Genomic DNA, 18,540 nt, shown 5'->3' with positions numbered 1-18,540 from the left:
ACTACTTCACCTCGTAGTAGAAAACCTCATCTCCCATATCTGTTTTGACTTTGAGCATATCACGATTTGCATCAGTCCGCGAATTATAAGGACCAATGAGATATTTCGTCGAGTTTTTTGTCTTATAAGTCCGATAGCTGTAGTTATTTATCTTGCCTAGAAATTCTTTGTTAGGCGTATTCCCAAATGAGCCAACCTGGATGTAATGTCCCTTTGTCGCGCTCTGCCCATTTTTACTCCTATCTGACCCAGTAGCGCTAGGCTTTTGTTGGGATACAGATTTTTGTGCTGCTTGTGTGTTTGCTGATTTGCTTGCTTGTGGCTGCTGCGTGTTTTGTGATGGCTTTGTATCTTGTGGCGTCTTTTGTGGAGGTGTTTGCGAAGATTCTCTTTGTGGAAGCTGTGTTTTGTGAGATTGGTCTTGTAATTCTGGGGTTGGGAGAATCTGTGGTTTTGTATTGGACGTACTAGAAGGTGCCCCAGAATTTTGTGTATTGGCTCTTTCTTGAATCTGACGGACTATCTCTTCAAAACGATCATTTTCTAAAGAATCTTGGGTTTTGACCGGCTCAAATCGATTGCCAACATCCTGCAATGAAGCCTCTTCCGTCTGTGGTTTTAAACTACCTTGCAATGCAACATTCTTCTCTGTCTTTTCTTGCTCACTCTCACCATTGGCTAATCCTGCAATGATAGCTATGACAAGAATCACAAAAAGCAACCCGGCTGCTGCTAGCAAAAAAATCATTTTCTTATTTCGATTCTGATCGTGCTCTTTACTATCGATAAGAATGTCGTTAAATTCCGTTTTTTCTTCCATGATAGTGCTCCTTTACATATATTTTGACCAAGAAACTCCGCGTTCTTTTGCAAATACCTCATAAGGCAGAGCGAGGATATTAAAAGACAACGGCAAAGTGTCATTTGGAAATACACGCCATTCTACAGGACAAGACTGTGAGAGTTTCATTGAGAGCATTTTTGCAAGACGCTTTCCTTCTCCTAACTCTGTATGTCCTTTGTGGATATACAGATGCAGATGCCCTGGTGTCTTTGAATTGTATGCTGTAAAATTGATAAACCCTTCATCGCGCAACAACAGCTGTGCCTTATGATAAAACCTCTCAGGATTGTAGCCGTTGTAATCAAAGACAATGTTCTCGATTTTAGAATTTTTCAAAACAAGCGAATGGGCGACCGTAAGCTTCTTGTCCCAATGTTCTCTGATGATAGTAGATGTAAGAATGGAATCAACAAGCCGGAATTTATCATAAAGAATCTTCCCTGAATGCACGACTTTCTGACCAATGCCTGGTTGCCTCTGGTAGTAGTGCGATGTATCCATCTTGATTAATTTCAAATCCATTTCGGTCATAACTATTTCCTTACAAGAAACGCTTCAATAAATAGCTCTATCATAAATGACAAAATCTCTACTTAATTGCTTAATTTCTTGCGCTATGTTCTGCTGTAAAGAAGTGTTGTGTATATCATCTAAAATATCAGCTATTTTTACTCCAATAAAGCGAAACTCTTTTTCTTTCATTCCTCTAGCTGTAAGCGCAGGAGAACCTATACGCACACCACTTGTAACAAATGGCGATCGAATCTCTCCTGGAACAGTGTTTTTATTCACGGTTATTCCCGCATTCCCCAATGCAATATCTGCATCTTTGCCGCTAAATTCTTTATCAAGAAAACTCATGAGTATAAGATGGTTATCGCTTCCCCCACTGACAAGTGTGTAGCCTCTCTCAACCAGTACTTTACCAAGCTCTTTGATATTTGCCTTCACCTGCTTGGCATAGGTTTTCCATTCGGGCTTGAGATTTTCTAAAAACCCTGCAGCCTTGCCCGCTATGACATGCATAAGAGGACCACCTTGCAAAGCTGGGAAAACAGCCTTATTAATTCTATTTGCAAGCTCCTCATCATTTGTCATAATCAAGCCACCTCTAGGACCACGCAAGGTTTTATGTGTGGTAGTGGTAACGATATGACAATGCGGAAAAGGATCAGGATATTCACCAGCAACCACAAGTCCTGCGATATGCGCAATATCACCCATCAAAATCGCACCCACAGAATCTGCGATCTCCCTGAAACGTTTAAAATCAAGTTCTCGTGTATAAGCAGAAAATCCACACACTATAATGTTTGGTTTTACAACCTTTGCATACTCTTGGACTTTATCATAGTTGATATACCCATCCAATTCCACGCCATAAAAAAAACTTTGATAAATCTGCCCACTTACACTAACCTTAGCCCCATGTGTCAAATGCCCACCATGACTAAGATCCATGCCTAAAATCTTGTCATAAGGCTTAAGGAGGGCGGCATAAACAGCACCATTAGCTTGCGATCCGGAATGCGGCTGGACATTGACAAATCTACAGCCAAAAAGTTTCTTTGCCCTATCAATTGCAAGATTCTCAACTCCATCGACAAATTCACATCCACCATAATAACGCTTACCCGGATAGCCCTCAGCATATTTATTGGTGAGAATGCTACCCATAGCCTCCATAACACTAGGGAAAGTAAAATTCTCGCTTGCAATCATCTCTAAATGTGTGTTTTGTCTCTCCAATTCTTTATTGATTAGAGAAAAAAGCTCAGAATCTTGCTCTAAAAAATAACCCATTCATTCCTCCAAATCTGTTCTTGTGTTATTACTCTCAATCCCCTTGATTACTGGAATCGAGTATATCATAATTTGCTTTAAAAGGCTTAAGGGCGGGGAATAAAATCACATCCTTAATACTCTTTTGGTTTGCCAACAACATCACCAATCTATCAATTCCTATACCTTCACCAGCAGTTGGCGGCATACCATAACCCAAAGCCCACAAAAAATCCTCATCCATATATTGTGCCTCTTCATCACCTGCATCTTTTTGTGCTACTTGCTGCTCAAAGCGCATTTTTTGATCCAGCGGATCATTGAGTTCATTGAAACCATTTGCAATCTCGCGCCCACCAATAAAAAGCTCAAAACGTTCAGCAATCTCAGAATCCGTATCACTTCTACGTGCTAATGGGCTAATTTCAATAGGATAGTCTGTGATAAATGTAGGATTGATAAGCTTAGATTCCACAAAATTGCCAAAAGCCTCTTCAAGTAGCTTCCCATAAGTCATATTTGCTTTTAGTTTCACACCATTTTGATTAAGAAAGTCTTGCAACGCCATCTTATCATCCACCACAGAAGAATCTAGCCCACCAATATCTATAAGAGAATCTCTAAAACTTATACTCTGCCATTTATTGAAATCGATTTTCATATCTCCAAATTCGATCACACTAGGCAAGTGAAGTTTTTGAAATAAAAAAGAAAAGAGCTCTTCTGTGAGCACAAGAAGATCCCTAAAAGTATGATAAGCCCAGTAAAACTCTATGCTGCTAAACTCTGGGTTATGAGAATGATCAATCCCTTCATTTCTAAAATTTCTATTGATCTCATAAATAGCCTCAAATCCTCCAACAATAAGTCTTTTAAGATAAAGTTCTGGGGCGATTCGTAAATAACGCTCTACCCCAAGCGAGTTATGGTATGTAATAAATGGGCGTGCATTTGCGCCACCAGGTATTGGATGAAGCATTGGCGTCTCAACTTCTAAAAAATTTTTAGAATCAAAAAATTCTCGTATACTAGCAATGATCTTACTGCGTAAAACAAAAGTCTCTTTGACCTGCTCATTTACAATCAAATCCACATACCTCTGACGATAACGAAGCTCTATATCGCTAAGTCCATGGAATTTTTCGGGCAAAGGAATTATCGCCTTGCTTAAGATTCTAAAGCTCAGTCCATGGATACTAAGCTCGCCAGTTTTAGTAACAAAAGCAAACCCCCCGACTTCTACAATGTCTCCAACTTCTAAAATCTTTTTTATCTCATCAAACTGCTCTCCTATATCATTTTTGCTGATATAAGCCTGCAAGATTGCGCTTTGATCTTGGATCTTAATAAAACACGCCTTACCCATCAGACGAATAAAACGCACGCGTCCTACGACAAACTCTGTAGTTTTGGAATTTGTATCAGCTTGCGCAGGAGATTGTGTATCTTGGGTGAATGAATCGGGATTGTTTTGCTGCAAATCTTGAGTGTGTAAGGTACGAAAAAAATCATATTTTTTCAAAAACTCTTTATTGCTCAGAGTGCGAGAAGCATTGCTTTGGTACGGGGATTTACCAAGCTGCTTAAGCATACAAGATTTCTTTAGTCTCTGCTGGATATAAAAATTTGAAAACATAATTTTCCTTTGCTTGCTTTGTAAAAATCTTGTATCGCTTACTCGAGTGATTTGATTGATTTCTTAATAGCATCAATTTTTAGAATCTGATCCGTAAAATCCTGCATAAGGCGATAGACAAAGCTATCAGTCTGCATTTTCTGGGAGAAATTCTGTAAGAAAGGTATCTGGAGCAAAAAATAAACAATGACTGATAAAAACACAAAAGATTTACAGAATCCAAAAATAAGCCCTAATGATTTGTCTAGTTTTTTGATAAGGGTATTTTGGAAATATCGAGCTACCACCTCACCAACAAGCATGGAGACGAGATAGACGATTGTAGTTACCACGATAAAAGCAATAATATTATTTATTTGCGGGGATAAATCAAAAAAATATGTGCTTAAGACGCTGCTAGATTCCTTGCAAAACCTCGTCGCAAGAAAAACCCCAAAAAGCAATCCAAGAAAACTAGAAAAACTACGGATAAAACCTTGATAGACGTTTTTTACGCTCAAAAGTACTATCAAAACAAACAAACAAAGATCAATATAGCTTATATGTTCCATATAAATCTCGAGAATCCTTACGATGACTTAAGATTCATCACAAAAAATATTGTAAGAAAATTTTTAGTGCTTATTGTGAAATACACGATTGTAATGGAAGTTTGCTTAAAAACTCCATATGAAGACTCTTGGAATCTTTTGTGCTTATTTGGTGTTGTTTTAGTGTTTGCATTTTTTGATTCTCAACATTTTTTAGCTAGAAGGTTAGTTGTGAAAAAATTTTTCCTCTGTTTGTGTTTTAGCCTACTCCTATCTACAGAATATGAACACCCTACAGATTTCAAGGTTTTACAAACAAATTGGAAACTCTATATTTTCAATCTCAATGGGGAATTTATCGGTCTTAATGACTCAGAAAATGAGATTTTGTTAAATATCACAGAAAAAGGATTTGACGGAAATCTAGGATGCAACACGATTACAGGTACTTACAAAACCCAAAACAACAAATTACATTTCAAAAACATAAACACAACAAAAAGGCTTTGTGATTCTCAGAGTATGAAAATCGAAGGATTTCTTTTGCGGTTCTTCAAAAATAGCTTGAATTTCTCTATCAAAAATAATGAATTGGTATTAGAAAAAGACTCTGCAATAGCAGTTTTCAAAAATACAAAAAACTAAGCCTTGAAATGATTCAAACCTCAAAATGCGTGCTGTCTTTTGTATTTAAATACAAACCTTCAGCTAATGTAAGCACTTTCACACTATGATCAATAAGCGCAACGATTTTATTAAGATGCCCAATATCTCTCCCAAAGACATACACTCCATAACCACGGATGATAATAAAATTGCGCTTGGTAGCCTTAAGATTGCGCACAATATCTGTATCTGCTCTTTCATACCAGCTCTCAAAATCTTTGGGATCAAAAATATCAATTTCCTCGCCTAACATCTCATATCCAAAGTAATCTTGTGGTTTTAGATTTGCATTTTTCAATGAAAATGCTGTGATATAGGGCGAAGAGGCATAGCAGATAAATTTTGCTTCACTAAAACTCGCATAAATATTGGCATGGATATGTGCATCGCTACTTGCGTCATTCCAACGATAATCATGGGTTTTATCAAGCACGATCAAATCTGATTCACAAATATTGTCAAAAATCACCTCACGTTTGTTTATCACAAAGCGATCCTGAGAAATTCTTGCAGAGATAGAGCCATGAAAAGCTCCCAAAAATTCTCTTTGAAAAAACGACAGGCAAATCTGAGATAACTGGCCAACAAGCTCTCTACTGACTTCTCTTAGGTGTATATTCATAAAGGAATTGTAGCTGATTTCTTAGGCTTAAAACATCAATAATATCCTCAAAACCCAGTTTCATAAACGCTAAATTATCAATAATTTACATATATTTCTTTAATATATTTATTTATAAAAATTTATATTAATTGACTAAAGTTTTATAAATTTTAGCAATTTATTTACTAATTTGCTAAAAATCTTGTTACAATGCGCCAGAAAATTTTAAAAAAATTGAATCTTAGTAAAGAAAGGAGTTGGGCATGAACAAAAAAAAAGAAATTCTACTAGAGCAAGTTATTGTCCAGTATTTGCAATATAAAGAACCAATCGGATCAGAATCTCTTAAAGCTTTTTATGGCAGCTCCTTTTCCTCTGCAACAATCCGCAACCATTTTAAGGTTCTAGCAAGCGAAGGCTGGCTCTTTCAACCCCATATCAGCAGTGGCAGGATTCCTACAAATGCAGCACTCAAAAATCACTGGATAAAAAATATCAATACAAAAAATCCACTTATCCTGGATCTCAAGCGTTTAAAAGAAAATAGCTACAAATATGGAATCTGCTGCATTCTCTCCATTGAAGTGAGCAATAAATTGCAACGCATCATAAACATCGAAGATCGTTACCTCGTCTTGCTTTTCGAACAAAGCCAAGCAGTAATGAATTACAACGCTTCATTAGAACGTTTCTTACAAGAACTAGCAAGTCTTGATTTGGTAGATATCAAAAAGATTGCCTATGAAGTGCGTGCATTAGAACTTCTCAATTCACTAGAAAATGCTCAACGATCCAATGTGTCATATTTCTGTCTGAATGCACTAAATGAAATGTTAGATCAATCTCAAAATGAGGAGGTATTTTTAGACATTATCAATGGGTTCGTATTCCATAAACTACACAATGGAATCTATTTTGATGAAATCCTGCCAAAAGACTATTTGGGAATTATGCAAGAAGTGCGTATCCAAGAGCTCAATGGACGTGCTTTTTGCGTAGGAAAGATAGATAGAGACTATACGAAGTTTTATGCGGAACTTGCAAGTTAGACTCAATAATCAAAGGAGGTTGAATGGAAAAAGATACACAACAAGACAATTTAGATTCTCAACAAGAAATCAGTAATAGCATTCTAGAAAATGAAGTTTGTAAAGAAGAAAGTCAAGATTCTCAAGATACACAAGACTTCCAAGCAAAATATTTAGAGCTAAAGGATCAATACGCGCGTGCTTATGCGGACTTTGAAAATACCAAAAAACGTTTAGAGCGTGAGAAGTACCAAAGTTTAGAATACGCAAATGAACGCTTTGGACTAGACTTGCTCCCTGTGCTTGACACTTTACAAAAGGCTTTAGAATCTGCCAAAAATTCCCAAGCAGATTCTACGCAAAATGCAATCGCGGAGGGCTTAGAGCTCACACTTGAGACTTTTTATAAAGCACTTGCAAAGCATGGCATTGAGCCAATTGACACAAGTGGCGAATTTGACCCAAATCTCCACGAATGCCTCATGCAAGTCAAAGATGAGGCAAAGCAAAATGGCGCAATCGCTCAGGTTTTGCAGAATGGCTACACTTACAAGCAACGGCTTTTACGCCCTGCAATGGTAAGTATTGTAAAAAACGACTGATTAATCTTAAAAACGAAAGGATATACAATGGCAAAAGTAATAGGCATAGACTTAGGAACTACAAACTCAGCAATGAGTGTTTATGAAGGCAATGAAGCAAAGGTAATAGCAAACAAAGAAGGCAAAAATACAACCCCTTCAATCGTGGCTTTTACAGATAAAGGCGAGGTCTTAGTAGGTGAGCCTGCAAAAAGACAAGCAGTTACAAACCCAAAGAAAACGATTTATTCAATCAAGCGCATTATGGGGCTTATGTTTAACGAAGATAAGGCAAAAGAAGCAGAAAAGCGTCTTCCTTATAAAATCATTGATAGAAATGGCGCGTGTGCAGTGGAGATTGATGACAAGATATACACGCCACAAGAGATTTCTGCAAAGATTTTGATGAAGCTCAAAGAGGATGCGGAAAGCTATCTAGGTGAGAGCGTTACAGAAGCAGTAATTACCGTTCCGGCGTATTTTAATGACTCCCAACGCAAGGCTACAAAAGAAGCAGGCACGATTGCTGGGCTTAATGTGTTAAGAATTATTAATGAGCCAACTTCGGCAGCACTTGCTTATGGGCTTGACAAGAAAGAATCTGAAAAGATTATGGTGTATGACTTAGGGGGTGGGACATTTGATGTTACCGTGCTTGAGACTGGTGATAATGTAGTAGAAGTGCTTGCTACAGGTGGAGATGCATTCCTTGGAGGCGATGACTTTGACAATCGCATTATTGATTGGGCAGCAAAAGAGTTCAAAGACGAAAGTGGCATTGATATCAAAGGTGATGTGATGGCATTACAGCGCTTAAAAGATGCAGCTGAAAACGCCAAAAAAGAGCTCTCCTCCGCACAAGAAACAGAAATAAATCTGCCATTTATCACAGCTGACGCAAGCGGTCCAAAGCACTTGGTAAAAAAGCTTACGCGCGCGAAGTTTGAGAGCCTTATAGATGATTTGATTGAGGAAACTATCAAAAAAATAGACTTTGTGATAAAGGATGCTGGACTTGGCAAAGGCGACATTAGTGAAGTTGTAATGGTAGGCGGAAGCACGAGAATCCCAAAAGTGCAAGAAAGAGTGAAAGAATTTATCGGTAAAGATTTGAATAAATCTGTGAATCCTGATGAAGTCGTAGCCGTGGGTGCAGCAATTCAAGGCGGGGTATTAAAAGGCGATGTCAAAGATGTGCTCTTGCTTGATGTAACGCCACTAAGCTTAGGGATTGAAACTGCAGGAGGGATTTGCACAAAAATCGTTGAGCGCGGCGTAACAATCCCAACCAAAAAAGCCCAAGTATTCTCTACCTATGAGGATAATCAGCCGGCAGTAAGTATCAATGTCTTACAAGGTGAAAGAGAGCTAGCAAGGGATAATAAATCGCTTGGTAGATTTGATCTTACAGGTATCCCAGCAGCCCCTCGCGGTGTGCCCCAAATCGAAGTAACCTTTGACATTGACGCAAATGGAATCTTAAAGGTAAGTGCAAAAGACAAAACCACAGGCAAAAGCCAAGAGATCCAAATCAGTGGCTCAAGTGGGCTTTCGGATTCTGAAATTGAAAAAATGGTCAAAGATGCAGAGCTTCACAAGGAAGAGGATGCAAAGAAAAAGGAACTTATTGAGCTTAAAAACCAAGCAGATAGCCTCGCTTACCAAACTAAAAAGACTTTGGACGAAAACAAAGACAAGCTAGATTCTAATGTTGTGAGCGAGATTGAATCTGCTGTCAAAGAGCTAGAAGATAGCGCTAAGAGCGAAAGCACAACTAAAGAGGAATTGGAATCTAAGATAAAAAACCTTAATGACAAAGCCCAAGCCCTAGCACAAGCAATGCAATCAAACGCGCAAAATGCAGGCAATACACAAAGTGCAAAAAAAGGCAAAGATGATGATGTAATCGATGCAGAGGTGGAGTAGAGTTTATACAAGCTTTCCTTGCGCTTGTATAAATCATTTGCTTAAATATTTTTCTTTTTCACACTTTGTATTCATTTAAGGAACGACTTGTCATACTCCAAACAATCCAAAGAAAATTCTCCACTTCTTTATAGCATGCAGATTCTTGTGCTATTGCTTTTTTGCACAGGAATGCTGCTTTATGCATTAGGACTCGCTTCACTGAGTAAAGTATTACAAACACAGAGCTTTTTTCACATAGGCGGGCTTTTGTTTGTCTTAGCTTTTTGGAAAAAATTCAGTAAGCAGGATTTGAAGTTTTTGAGGATTCCATTTTTGTGTTTTGTAGTCGTTATTTGTTTAGGGCTTCTTACTTACTTCAACCCAATAATGCCACGCACATTTTCTGAAGTCTTTCGGTCGGTCAATACACATATTCTGGGCTATTTTATTCTTTTCACACTCAGCTTCTTGTTCGCATTCTATGTCCAAAGAGCGCTGGTTGCCGTCTTTTTTGGCTTTATTGCGCTCTTGTGCATAATCGAAATAGTCCAAACCATCAATATCACACAAGAAACACAAGGCTTTAGACGCGTGCCATTCTATTTTAAGGAAGTTTTCACTTACAATCTTTGGTTGTTATTACCAAGTGCAGTCTGCATAAGCGGGGCTTTTGTCTTTAAAAATTGGTGGGTTAGAATTTTGTTTCTCTCAGGGCTTTATCCTTGTCTTGAGGCAATGCTAGCAAATGGCGAACGCTCATTTTTGGTCGCATTAGTAGGAATGTTTATTGCGCCATTTATCTTTTATACCTACAGATTCAAAGTTTTTGTGCTTGCTACGCTTTTTGTAGCAATGGGCGTGGGTGGTATTTTTGGCTACCACTACAGCAAAAACTTGCCAGATCGCTACAACTTCGCTCATATGATTGATAACTTTTCTGAAGTCTGGAATACCCAACCCAGTGAAATGGGGAAATACGATGCGTGGTGTTTCAGTGGATTAAAATGCACAAACGAAAGTACAAAGGATGGAAAAGCATCTTTTACATGGGAGCATTCCTCACTTGCAAGAATCGCAATGACAAAATCCACACTCCTTGCAGTGCTTGATAACCCACTCAAACCACATATCGTAGGTGTATTTGAGATAGGACAATATTTGAGACACTATTATGAGCTAAAAAACCTAGAAAATCGTGTTTATATGAGTATTAGCGGGGATAGCTTTAATGGCTACAATGCTCCGCATAACTTTATAATCAGCCTGATTTTAAGCTATGGAATCCTCGGATTTCTAGCAATTGTGGTATTTGTGGGATTGCTTTTTAAAAATATAAGAGACTTTAGCACAACCTCCAGATACGCTCTTGATAGATTGATTGGACTTAGCTGCTGTGTGCTTCTTTGTGGAATCAGTGTGCAATGTCTTTTTGATTCAATCTATGGCGTGATTTTGCAACCATTTTTTGTTGTGATTGGATTGGTTTATGGATATAGCATGAGATACAGAAATGGACCTCTAAGCAATCTTTGATCTTGACACAAACTCCAAACCAAAGAGACTTTAAAGTTTCTCTTGGACTACCTTGAATCTTCCTTAAAATTCCCTACAGAAGCTTTTTCGCTTGATACATATCGCTTAGCAAATTGGCCACAAGAAGATGTAATTTAGACAAAAGACCTCTTGATACTCGCTCCGGGGATGCAATCTTTAAGAATCTCTGGTTTTTTAACTTCCAAATAGAGGCTAGTGATATTCACAAAAGTATCTTTAAGGTTTTTTGTGAGATTCAAAAGCAAATCTTCTAAGAGCTCATATTTATGTTTGTGTATGTCATTTGTGATGAATTCTATTATATGTGTGTAATCTAAAAATTCTTGGTGGTAGTCATAGAAAATTTTTGCATTTAGATGGAGCTTTTGGGCTTGGATTCTCTCATGTGGAAGTATGCCAATGATGGTATCTAAGGTTAAATCCTCAATAATGAGGCACAACTCCATATTTTATAAAACCTTGCTTTCTTGTTTGCTAAGAAGCTTCTTGATATTTGGAATATGTGTATAAAGAATGAGCAAGCCGATGAGCACTACAGGTGTATGGGTGCCAACTTGTGTGAGTATATTTATAGAATCTGGTAGTGGCAAAACATAAGGCAGTACAAAGGTGAGCGCAATCCCGCTAAGCACACCTAGCAATGATGAAAGAGATGAGATTTTAAAGACTTTACCAACAACTCCCCATACTAAAAGCCCAAAGATTCCCTCAATAGGAATAAGCAAGATAACTGAACCAATAGCTGTAGCAACGCCCTTGCCACCCTTAAAACCTAGAAATGGACTATAGCAATGCCCAAGGATAGAAAGCAGCGCGATAGACCACTGGACACTAAAACTGAGGCCAAATGCTTTAGCAAGCGCTACGATAATCATGCCCTTACAAGCATCAAGTATGATTGTACAGATAGCTAGAGTTTTTGCGACTTGTGGGTTTAACTCTTTTATTGCTCTATAGACATTTGTCGCGCCTATACTACCTGATCCAATGGTGCGGATATCTATCTTATAAAGCATTCTTACTAGCAAGAGTCCAAAGGGAATCCCGCCTATAACGTATGCTAAGAGATAAAAGATAATATTGGTATTGCTTACAATCTCGCCAAATGATGAAAATAAATCCAAATACATATCCATACCTTTTCCTTTATCCTAAGGTCTTTTATTTACTATCTCGCTTGTCTCACCATGACAAATCTATAGCACTCTGCAAAATCCTCTGGTCATATCCAAGAAAAATAGGGGCGCATTATAGCTTGTCTTTGCGTGTATCAGAATCTTTGGCCCTTATGCTACTTCCCAAGAGTAGCTGTATTACAACTTCTAGTTTGTAATATATCCGTATAGGGAGGTTAAGTGGGTTTTAACTTCTGTTGGGATAGTATTTGCGCACTTGTCATTTTCTCTTAAGGAGATGTTATGAGGCAAAAGATAGCAAGCTTTTGCTTTTATGGAATCTATTCCAGCAGCTTATATACACGAGTTTGCGATATACAGTGCGTCAATGATCTTTCTTATAAACTCCAATCCCTCTCAAACCAGCCGTACTTTATCCAAAAATCCCTAGACCATAATCCGTTTGTACCGCCTGCTAAGGAGCAAAAGCTAGTGCTAGAAGCTATTATGAACAACAAAGCATTGCTCAATGGCAGGTGGTATAAACCCAAAGACAAAATCAACGGTTTTGAAATACTAAAGATTACTAAAGATTCTATATTACTTGAGCGCAACGGCTATAAGCAATATATAAGAATAAAAAAATGAAGAACAAAATACACGCAAAATTTGTCTGTATTTTTTGTCTGTGTTTTTTGTCTCATAGCTTGTGTGATTGTAAGATCACCTTAAATGCTCATGTATCCTCGTCCGCTTTGCTTGATGGTATAGCTACTCAATGCGCTCTTAATATCATATACACCCAAAACTCAAAACAATTGCTTGATAAACAAAAGACACAACTAAGATTTTCTAATGAAAGCTTAGAAAATGTCTTGCGGGTGATTTTGGATAAAAGCGATATAGGCTATGTATTTGATGGCAAAACCTTAGAACTCAAAGCATTACAAACCAAAACTTTTAGTATCAATTACATCTCGACAGCAAGGGTAGGCTCAAGCAATACAGATGTCTTCTTCTCCCAAGATTCTTACAATATGCTTTATCAAACTCCAGCTTATGGCTATGGGCTAGATTCTGAATCCCAAGCACACAAAATGGCGCTTAATAAAGCCGCACAAAATACGCTAGGGATTGGCAAAAGCGGGACGAAGATTTACTCGATTGATGAGATGGACTTTTGGGGTGAGCTAGAAAATGAGATCTATAGCATTGCGTATCGACCCGGTGATTGGTATAAGCCAGATTCAGAGCAGAAAAATATCGTTATAAACAAAGGAGCTGGATTATTAACAATCACAGGTAGCAGGAACCAAATAGCACGTGTGGAGGAGTACATAGGCTCTTTGGTAGATAAAATCCACTCCCAAGTGCTTATTGATGTGAATATCTTTAATATCGAACACAGCAACACAAGCACTTATGGGGTAGATTGGGAGCAGTTCTTTGGGCTGCTAAATTTCTCTAGTGCTCCTATAGGTAGTCCTGATGCCAGTTCTTTTGTGTTAGGGAGTGCGGGCAACTCTTATGGGATAAATATTTTTTCACAAGGCGTGAGTATAGAGCGCATCATTGAGTTTCTAGAAACCTATGGCAAGGTGGAATCTCTCTCAAACCCCAGAGTGCTGACACTTAATAACCAGCCAGCGATAATAAGCGTAGGCTCAGTCCTTCGATACAGCCAAAATACAACTTTCCAGACAACCACACAAGGCACTTCTGTCCAAAATGCTTCGCAGGCTTTTCCTTCAGTGTTTGCGGGGATTTTGCTCGATGTAACGCCAAGCATCGAAGGTACTCGCGTGATTCTTAAGATAAATCCCTCAATCACAAAGACAAAAGACTCCTCTACAGAAAACCAAACTACCGCTCTTGCTTCCCCACCCAATCTTTCGACCAAACATCTCTCATCTCTTGTCGCAATAGAAAATGGACAAAAGATAGTCTTAGGCGGACTTATGGATAAGACACAGACCAAAACCCGCAAGAAACTCCCCCTCTTAGGTGATATTCCACTTCTTAAATATCTTTTTAGCTATACAAAGAATATAGAGGTTACTAAGGAGATGATTATTGTCATCTCGCCACACATCATAGGACTAGGCGATGGGATTCCTCAGGATGCCAAGAAGTTCCTAGAAAAAGTGCAATAATGCAAAACGAATCTCTAGATTTAGAAAGTCTGGATTTGGGTGTGCTTGGCATGCTTGAGCTGGGATTTATGCAGAAACTAGAATGCTTTGCTTTCCAAAAGACTGAGCAAAGCATCAAAATCGCACTCAGAGATTCTGTGCAAAAAGAATTATTGGCATTCCATTTGGATAAGAAGTTTGCAAATTTGCGCGTGGAGTTTTACCAAATACAAGACTTTGATTTTTTCTACCAAAGAGCACTTTTGCAGGCAGAATTTTGGCTTTTGTGTGAGAATCTCAAAGCAAAGCTTGCACTCTTGCAGACAAATACCTACAAAAATCCAAACACACAAGAGGGACTTGAAGATTCCAAAGAAGTCAAGAGACTTTTAGACTTTATCCTCCAAGAAGCTATAGACTCCCAAAGTAGCGATATACACATTGAGCTTCATACACAAAATGCGCTTGTGCGAAAGCGGATAGATGGAATCTTGCAAAAGAGTTTTGTGTTAGAAAAAAATCTTTTTGCTGTACTTTCTTCAAGGCTAAAACTTCAATGCAATATCGATATGACAGAAAATCGCAAGGCACTTGATGGGAGGTTTTCACAGACATTCCAAGACAAAGAATTTGACTTCAGATTTTCATCTGTGCCTACTATTAGTGGAGAGTCTTTGGTGATAAGGATCTTGCCAAAGGATATAGAGGTTTTAGAGCTTGAGAATCTAGGCTTTGATACAGAGCGTCTGCAGATTATCACTTCGACTTTGTATAAAGGGAGTGGTGTGGTTATACTCGTAGGACCTACAGGCTGTGGTAAAAGCACGACTTTGCATGCAATGCTCAAATCAAGCCAATCCAGCCATAAAAAAATACTCACGATAGAAGATCCAATCGAATACCAAGTAGATAGCCTCACACAGATTCTTTTAAATGAGCAATATGATTTTGGATTCAATCAGGCCTTGCGTAGTGCCTTAAGACAAGATCCAGATGTGATGATGATAGGTGAGATACGCGATTTAGCAACATTAGAGCTAGCATTCCAGTCTGCTCTTACAGGGCATTTAGTTCTTACAACCTTGCATGCTAATAACTGTCTAGGCGCACTGGATAGAATCTTAGGGCTTGGGGGGAAGGTGGATATTCTTGCATCTAGCCTCTCACTTATTATCGCACAGCGACTTGTGAGACGACTTTGCAAACATTGCAGTATAAAGGCTAGTGAGGGGTTTTATAAGGAGTATAAAAATGGCCTTTATATGGGACTTATAGAACAATTACAACTTGATCAGAAAAATCTCTGGCGTAGCGTAGGGTGCAAGCATTGCCAAGGCTATGGCTTTAAGGGTCGCATAATGATAAATGAACTTTTACTCAATAATGAATCTTTGAGCACATTCTTGAGAGACCAAAAGAAAGACTTGCAAGATATAAAAATGTTTCCTATGGATGTAGATGCAAAAAATTTGCTTGAAAGTGGGCAGAGTAGTATAGATGAGGTACATAGAGTATGGTGGTAGATTCTGTGTATAAAATCAGGTCTTTACTACAAAAAAGCATACCAAATAGCGAGATTAGCGCTGTTTTTAAACAGATGTCTATTATGCTAGATTCTGGAGTGGGGCTTCTTGAATGTATGCAGTATCTTAAGACAAGAAATGTGTATTTAGAATCTGCTCTTAAGGATATTGTATTGAGCCTACAAGAGGGTTTAGCTCTTCATGAATGTTTTTTGCGCCACAGCGATGTATTTGGGAATCTTGCTTGCGTGCTTTTGCAGCTAGGACAAACAAGTGGCAATCTTAAGCTTGTAACCCACACTCTTGCGCAACACTTCGCGCTGAAAGCAGAGCTAAGCTCACAGATAAAAAAGGCTCTCGTGTATCCAATAGTCGTGCTTTGCTCTATGGTGCTAGCGTTTGTGGCAATTATTTATTTTGTGCTGCCGGCATTCTTGGAGCTTTTTGGTGAGCTTGGAGTGGAGCTGCCTGTATGGACAAATATCTTGCTTTGGGCGCATGATTTGTTTGAGCTTTTTGGAATTTTTTGGGTTGGCGTGGTCTTTGGGATTATTGTAAGCATACGGATGATGTATAAGAATCTGCCTGATTTTGCCCTAAGGCTTGATGGAATTATCTTGCACATGCCTTTAATTGGCGAGCTTACACGCTTAAGAGATAGCTATAATTTTTGCTTTGGACTTTCAAATATGCTCAAAGGTGCGTTGCCGCTTGAGAGAAGCCTTGTACTTGCCATTGATAGCGTGCAGAATAAGGCACTAAGGATTCAGTACCAAAAGCTCCCTATCTTGCTCTATAATGCCAAGCCGCTAAGCTTCGCACTAGAGACACTGGGGCTTTTGGATTCTGTAAATCTCGCACTTGTTTCTGTGGGAGAGAAAAGCGCGCAGTTAGCAGAGATGTTTGAAATAATCGCACGCAATACAGAGAATCTGACCAAAGAAAAGATAGACATTGCTTTGCGCCTACTAGAGCCCACTTTGAGCATAGCAATGGGCAGTATGATTTTGCTTTTAGCATTGGGCGTATTTGTACCCATGTGGGATTTAAGTTCAAGCGCACTGAACTTTTAAAGCAGAATAACAGAATTACACGAAGTCCAACACAATGGATTTTTTGCAAAGATATTGGCCAACTCTCTTACAAAATCTAGCAAAACTAAACACTTCTACACCACCTGAGAATTCACAACAAATATTCCTAATCAGCAAAAATTACATTACTAATATCTCTACTCCTCACATCGGCTTAGCCTATAAATTAGGATTATTTTAATCGCTTGAGTTCCCCCTCTACAAAGAGAGGTTTAATCTCAAAAACCTTATAATCCCAATCTATTTGAGATGAGGGAGAAACTATGCGAAGCGATACGATTAAAAAAGGATTCCAAAGGGCACCACACAGGAGTTTATTGCGTGCAACAGGGCTAAAAGACGAGGATTTTGACAAGCCTTTTATTGGCGTGGCAAATAGCTATATTGACATTATTCCGGGGCATTTTTTCTTAAACAAATACGCTGCTATTGTCAAAGAGGAGATTAGAAAGGCTGGGGGCGTGCCTTTTGAGTTTAATACCATAGGCATTGATGATGGTATCGCTATGGGGCATAGCGGTATGCTCTACTCTCTACCTAGCCGAGAGCTTATCGCTGATGCTATAGAATCTGTGATGAATGCCCACTGCCTCGATGCGATGGTGTGTATCCCAAACTGCGATAAGATTGTGCCCGGTATGCTTATGGGGGCGTTGCGCGTGGATGTGCCGACGATTTTTGTAAGCGGTGGTCCAATGCTAGCGGGCAAGCTTGATGATGGCACGATTTTGGATTTAAACTCCGCCTTTGAAGCACTAGGGGCGTATGAGAGTGGCAAGATAGATGCAAAACGCTTACACGAAATAGAATGCAACGCCTGTCCTGGTGGCGGTAGCTGCTCTGGGATGTTTACAGCCAATTCTATGAATACCCTTTGTGAAGCGATGGGTGTGGCACTGCCTGGAAATGGCACGATTCCAGCACTAACGCCTGAGAGGGACGAGCTACTACGCAAGGCTGCAAGGAGGATTGTAGAAATTGCACTAGATTCTAAGCTAAGCGAGCAATTTAAGATGCGCAATATTTTAAATAAAAAAGCTGTGCATAATGCCTTTGTCGTGGATATGGCAATGGGGGGAAGCACAAATACAATCTTGCATATGCTAGCCATTGCTAAAGAAGCAGGCGTGGATTTTAGCTTAGAATCTATTAACACTATCGCTAGCAAAGTCGCGCATATCGCCAAAATCGCCCCAGCTCTTAGTAGTGTGCATATGGAGGATATAAACCGAGCAGGAGGAGTGAATGCGGTAATGCATGAGGTGGCAAAAAGAAATTCGTCTTTGGGTATGCAATGCGAAGGATTTGCGAAATTTCCAGAGGCACGCACGCCAAGTGCGCTAACCTCTGAAAATCCCGCAAAAACCTCCACAGCCATACCGCAAAATACTAGAATTTGTGAGGATAATAGCTCGGATTCTATGGCAAGTTCAGAATCTAGCGGTTTAGATTCTCATCAAGGCTTTGCCCAATCAAATAATTCTGTGCGAAGCACCCTTGAAAGCGTCGTCGGGGGTTTGGGGGGTCAAAGGGGGGATAAGGG

18 protein-coding genes are annotated in these 18,540 nt (G+C 39.0%); 10 read left to right on the top strand and 8 right to left on the bottom strand.

Features of this window, described 5'->3' with window-relative positions; genetic code table 11:
• Nucleotide 1: 1 nt before the first annotated feature.
• The 5 genes from CCY97_RS04760 to CCY97_RS04740 are packed head-to-tail and all read right to left on the bottom strand — an operon-like array spanning nt 2 to nt 4,813.
• Complete coding sequence (locus CCY97_RS04760; RefSeq protein WP_112064343.1) at nt 2-820, bottom strand: SPOR domain-containing protein; 819 nt, start codon at nt 818-820, stop codon at nt 2-4.
• A 12-nt stretch (nt 821-832) separates the two neighbouring features.
• Entirely contained in the window at nt 833-1,375 is a 543-nt protein-coding gene (locus tag CCY97_RS04755) for a DUF1882 domain-containing protein (protein ID WP_112064342.1), read from the bottom strand.
• Between the two features lie 24 nt (nt 1,376-1,399).
• A complete protein-coding gene (locus tag CCY97_RS04750) occupies nt 1,400-2,647 on the bottom strand; it encodes a serine hydroxymethyltransferase (RefSeq protein WP_112064341.1) in 1,248 nt (415 codons plus the stop codon).
• A 34-nt stretch (nt 2,648-2,681) separates the two neighbouring features.
• Nucleotides 2,682-4,262: a lysine--tRNA ligase gene (lysS, locus tag CCY97_RS04745; protein WP_112064340.1), complete on the bottom strand. Its 1,581-nt coding sequence runs from the start codon at nt 4,260-4,262 to the stop codon at nt 2,682-2,684.
• A 38-nt stretch (nt 4,263-4,300) separates the two neighbouring features.
• Nucleotides 4,301-4,813 (bottom strand): CvpA family protein, encoded by a 513-nt coding sequence (locus CCY97_RS04740; protein ID WP_112064339.1) that lies wholly within the window; start codon nt 4,811-4,813, stop codon nt 4,301-4,303.
• Between CCY97_RS04740 and CCY97_RS04735 the strand changes: the two genes are divergently transcribed.
• Entirely contained in the window at nt 4,805-5,437 is a 633-nt protein-coding gene (locus CCY97_RS04735) for an META domain-containing protein (RefSeq protein WP_112064338.1), read from the top strand. The two genes, CCY97_RS04740 and CCY97_RS04735, sit on opposite strands and share 9 nt — an antisense overlap.
• Nucleotides 5,438-5,450: 13 nt before the next feature.
• Here CCY97_RS04735 and CCY97_RS04730 read toward each other — a convergent pair whose 3' ends face one another.
• A complete protein-coding gene (locus tag CCY97_RS04730) occupies nt 5,451-6,080 on the bottom strand; it encodes a class II aldolase and adducin N-terminal domain-containing protein (protein WP_112064337.1) in 630 nt (209 codons plus the stop codon).
• Between the two features lie 245 nt (nt 6,081-6,325).
• On the opposite strand from CCY97_RS04730, the gene CCY97_RS04725 reads away from it, so the two are divergent.
• The 4 genes from CCY97_RS04725 to CCY97_RS04710 all read left to right on the top strand — a co-directional run bounded on the left by CCY97_RS04725 (nt 6,326) and on the right by CCY97_RS04710 (nt 11,112).
• Nucleotides 6,326-7,111 (top strand): HrcA family transcriptional regulator, encoded by a 786-nt coding sequence (locus CCY97_RS04725; RefSeq protein WP_112064336.1) that lies wholly within the window; start codon nt 6,326-6,328, stop codon nt 7,109-7,111.
• Between the two features lie 23 nt (nt 7,112-7,134).
• A complete protein-coding gene (gene grpE / locus CCY97_RS04720) occupies nt 7,135-7,692 on the top strand; it encodes a nucleotide exchange factor GrpE (RefSeq protein WP_112064335.1) in 558 nt (185 codons plus the stop codon).
• Nucleotides 7,693-7,719: 27 nt separating this feature from the next.
• Nucleotides 7,720-9,597, top strand: a complete 1,878-nt coding sequence (gene dnaK / locus CCY97_RS04715; RefSeq protein WP_112064334.1) for a molecular chaperone DnaK — start codon at nt 7,720-7,722, stop codon at nt 9,595-9,597.
• An 87-nt stretch (nt 9,598-9,684) separates the two neighbouring features.
• Nucleotides 9,685-11,112, top strand: coding sequence for an O-antigen ligase family protein (locus CCY97_RS04710; protein ID WP_258456988.1), 1,428 nt, complete (start codon nt 9,685-9,687; stop codon nt 11,110-11,112).
• 134 nt (nt 11,113-11,246) lie between these two features.
• Here the strand turns inward: CCY97_RS04710 and CCY97_RS04705 are convergent, their stop codons facing one another.
• Together CCY97_RS04705 and plsY are read right to left on the bottom strand one after the other, a co-directional pair.
• Nucleotides 11,247-11,579: a dihydroneopterin aldolase gene (locus CCY97_RS04705; RefSeq protein WP_112064333.1), complete on the bottom strand. Its 333-nt coding sequence runs from the start codon at nt 11,577-11,579 to the stop codon at nt 11,247-11,249.
• A gap of 3 nt (nt 11,580-11,582) precedes the next feature.
• Complete coding sequence (gene plsY, locus CCY97_RS04700) at nt 11,583-12,269, bottom strand: glycerol-3-phosphate 1-O-acyltransferase PlsY (RefSeq protein WP_258456986.1); 687 nt, start codon at nt 12,267-12,269, stop codon at nt 11,583-11,585.
• A gap of 282 nt (nt 12,270-12,551) precedes the next feature.
• Here plsY and CCY97_RS04695 point away from each other — a divergent pair, with 282 nt between their 5' ends.
• The 5 genes from CCY97_RS04695 to CCY97_RS04675 all read left to right on the top strand — a co-directional run.
• Entirely contained in the window at nt 12,552-12,896 is a 345-nt protein-coding gene (locus CCY97_RS04695; protein WP_112064332.1) for a hypothetical protein, read from the top strand.
• Nucleotides 12,893-14,401 (top strand): pilus (MSHA type) biogenesis protein MshL, encoded by a 1,509-nt coding sequence (gene mshL / locus CCY97_RS04690; protein ID WP_112064331.1) that lies wholly within the window; start codon nt 12,893-12,895, stop codon nt 14,399-14,401. The genes CCY97_RS04695 and mshL overlap by 4 nt, the downstream gene beginning before the upstream one ends.
• Complete coding sequence (locus tag CCY97_RS04685) at nt 14,401-15,903, top strand: GspE/PulE family protein (RefSeq protein WP_112064330.1); 1,503 nt, start codon at nt 14,401-14,403, stop codon at nt 15,901-15,903. Before mshL ends, CCY97_RS04685 begins: the two co-directional genes overlap by 1 nt.
• A complete protein-coding gene (locus CCY97_RS04680) occupies nt 15,894-16,976 on the top strand; it encodes a type II secretion system F family protein (protein ID WP_112064329.1) in 1,083 nt (360 codons plus the stop codon). The genes CCY97_RS04685 and CCY97_RS04680 overlap by 10 nt, the downstream gene beginning before the upstream one ends.
• Before the next feature lie 284 nt (nt 16,977-17,260).
• Nucleotides 17,261-18,540 (top strand): dihydroxy-acid dehydratase (locus tag CCY97_RS04675; protein ID WP_258456985.1); only part of this gene is annotated, 1,280 nt, incomplete at its 3' end.

It is taken from the genome of Helicobacter sp. 10-6591, assembly GCF_003288805.1.
Classification (GTDB): domain Bacteria; phylum Campylobacterota; class Campylobacteria; order Campylobacterales; family Helicobacteraceae; genus Helicobacter_F.
Note: the sequence above shows the minus strand (reverse complement) of the source record. Positions and strands in the feature narration are given on the sequence as shown.

What these genes read in the sequence shown, in the direction of transcription:
- lysS (WP_112064340.1), bottom strand. Translation starts at nt 4,262, where the DNA reads ATGTTTTCAAATTTTTATATCCAGCAGAGACTAAAGAAATCTTGTATG.
- CCY97_RS04730 (WP_112064337.1), bottom strand. Translation starts at nt 6,080, where the DNA reads ATGAATATACACCTAAGAGAAGTCAGTAGAGAGCTTGTTGGCCAGTTA.
- CCY97_RS04680 (WP_112064329.1), top strand. Translation starts at nt 15,894, where the DNA reads ATGGTGGTAGATTCTGTGTATAAAATCAGGTCTTTACTACAAAAAAGC.
- CCY97_RS04735 (WP_112064338.1), top strand. Translation starts at nt 4,805, where the DNA reads ATGTTCCATATAAATCTCGAGAATCCTTACGATGACTTAAGATTCATC.
- CCY97_RS04695 (WP_112064332.1), top strand. Translation starts at nt 12,552, where the DNA reads ATGAGGCAAAAGATAGCAAGCTTTTGCTTTTATGGAATCTATTCCAGC.
- CCY97_RS04760 (WP_112064343.1), bottom strand. Translation starts at nt 820, where the DNA reads ATGGAAGAAAAAACGGAATTTAACGACATTCTTATCGATAGTAAAGAG.
- dnaK (WP_112064334.1), top strand. Translation starts at nt 7,720, where the DNA reads ATGGCAAAAGTAATAGGCATAGACTTAGGAACTACAAACTCAGCAATG.
- CCY97_RS04755 (WP_112064342.1), bottom strand. Translation starts at nt 1,375, where the DNA reads ATGACCGAAATGGATTTGAAATTAATCAAGATGGATACATCGCACTAC.
- CCY97_RS04705 (WP_112064333.1), bottom strand. Translation starts at nt 11,579, where the DNA reads ATGGAGTTGTGCCTCATTATTGAGGATTTAACCTTAGATACCATCATT.
- CCY97_RS04750 (WP_112064341.1), bottom strand. Translation starts at nt 2,647, where the DNA reads ATGGGTTATTTTTTAGAGCAAGATTCTGAGCTTTTTTCTCTAATCAAT.
- CCY97_RS04740 (WP_112064339.1), bottom strand. Translation starts at nt 4,813, where the DNA reads ATGGAACATATAAGCTATATTGATCTTTGTTTGTTTGTTTTGATAGTA.
- plsY (WP_258456986.1), bottom strand. Translation starts at nt 12,269, where the DNA reads ATGGATATGTATTTGGATTTATTTTCATCATTTGGCGAGATTGTAAGC.
- CCY97_RS04725 (WP_112064336.1), top strand. Translation starts at nt 6,326, where the DNA reads ATGAACAAAAAAAAAGAAATTCTACTAGAGCAAGTTATTGTCCAGTAT.
- mshL (WP_112064331.1), top strand. Translation starts at nt 12,893, where the DNA reads ATGAAGAACAAAATACACGCAAAATTTGTCTGTATTTTTTGTCTGTGT.
- grpE (WP_112064335.1), top strand. Translation starts at nt 7,135, where the DNA reads ATGGAAAAAGATACACAACAAGACAATTTAGATTCTCAACAAGAAATC.
- CCY97_RS04685 (WP_112064330.1), top strand. Translation starts at nt 14,401, where the DNA reads ATGCAAAACGAATCTCTAGATTTAGAAAGTCTGGATTTGGGTGTGCTT.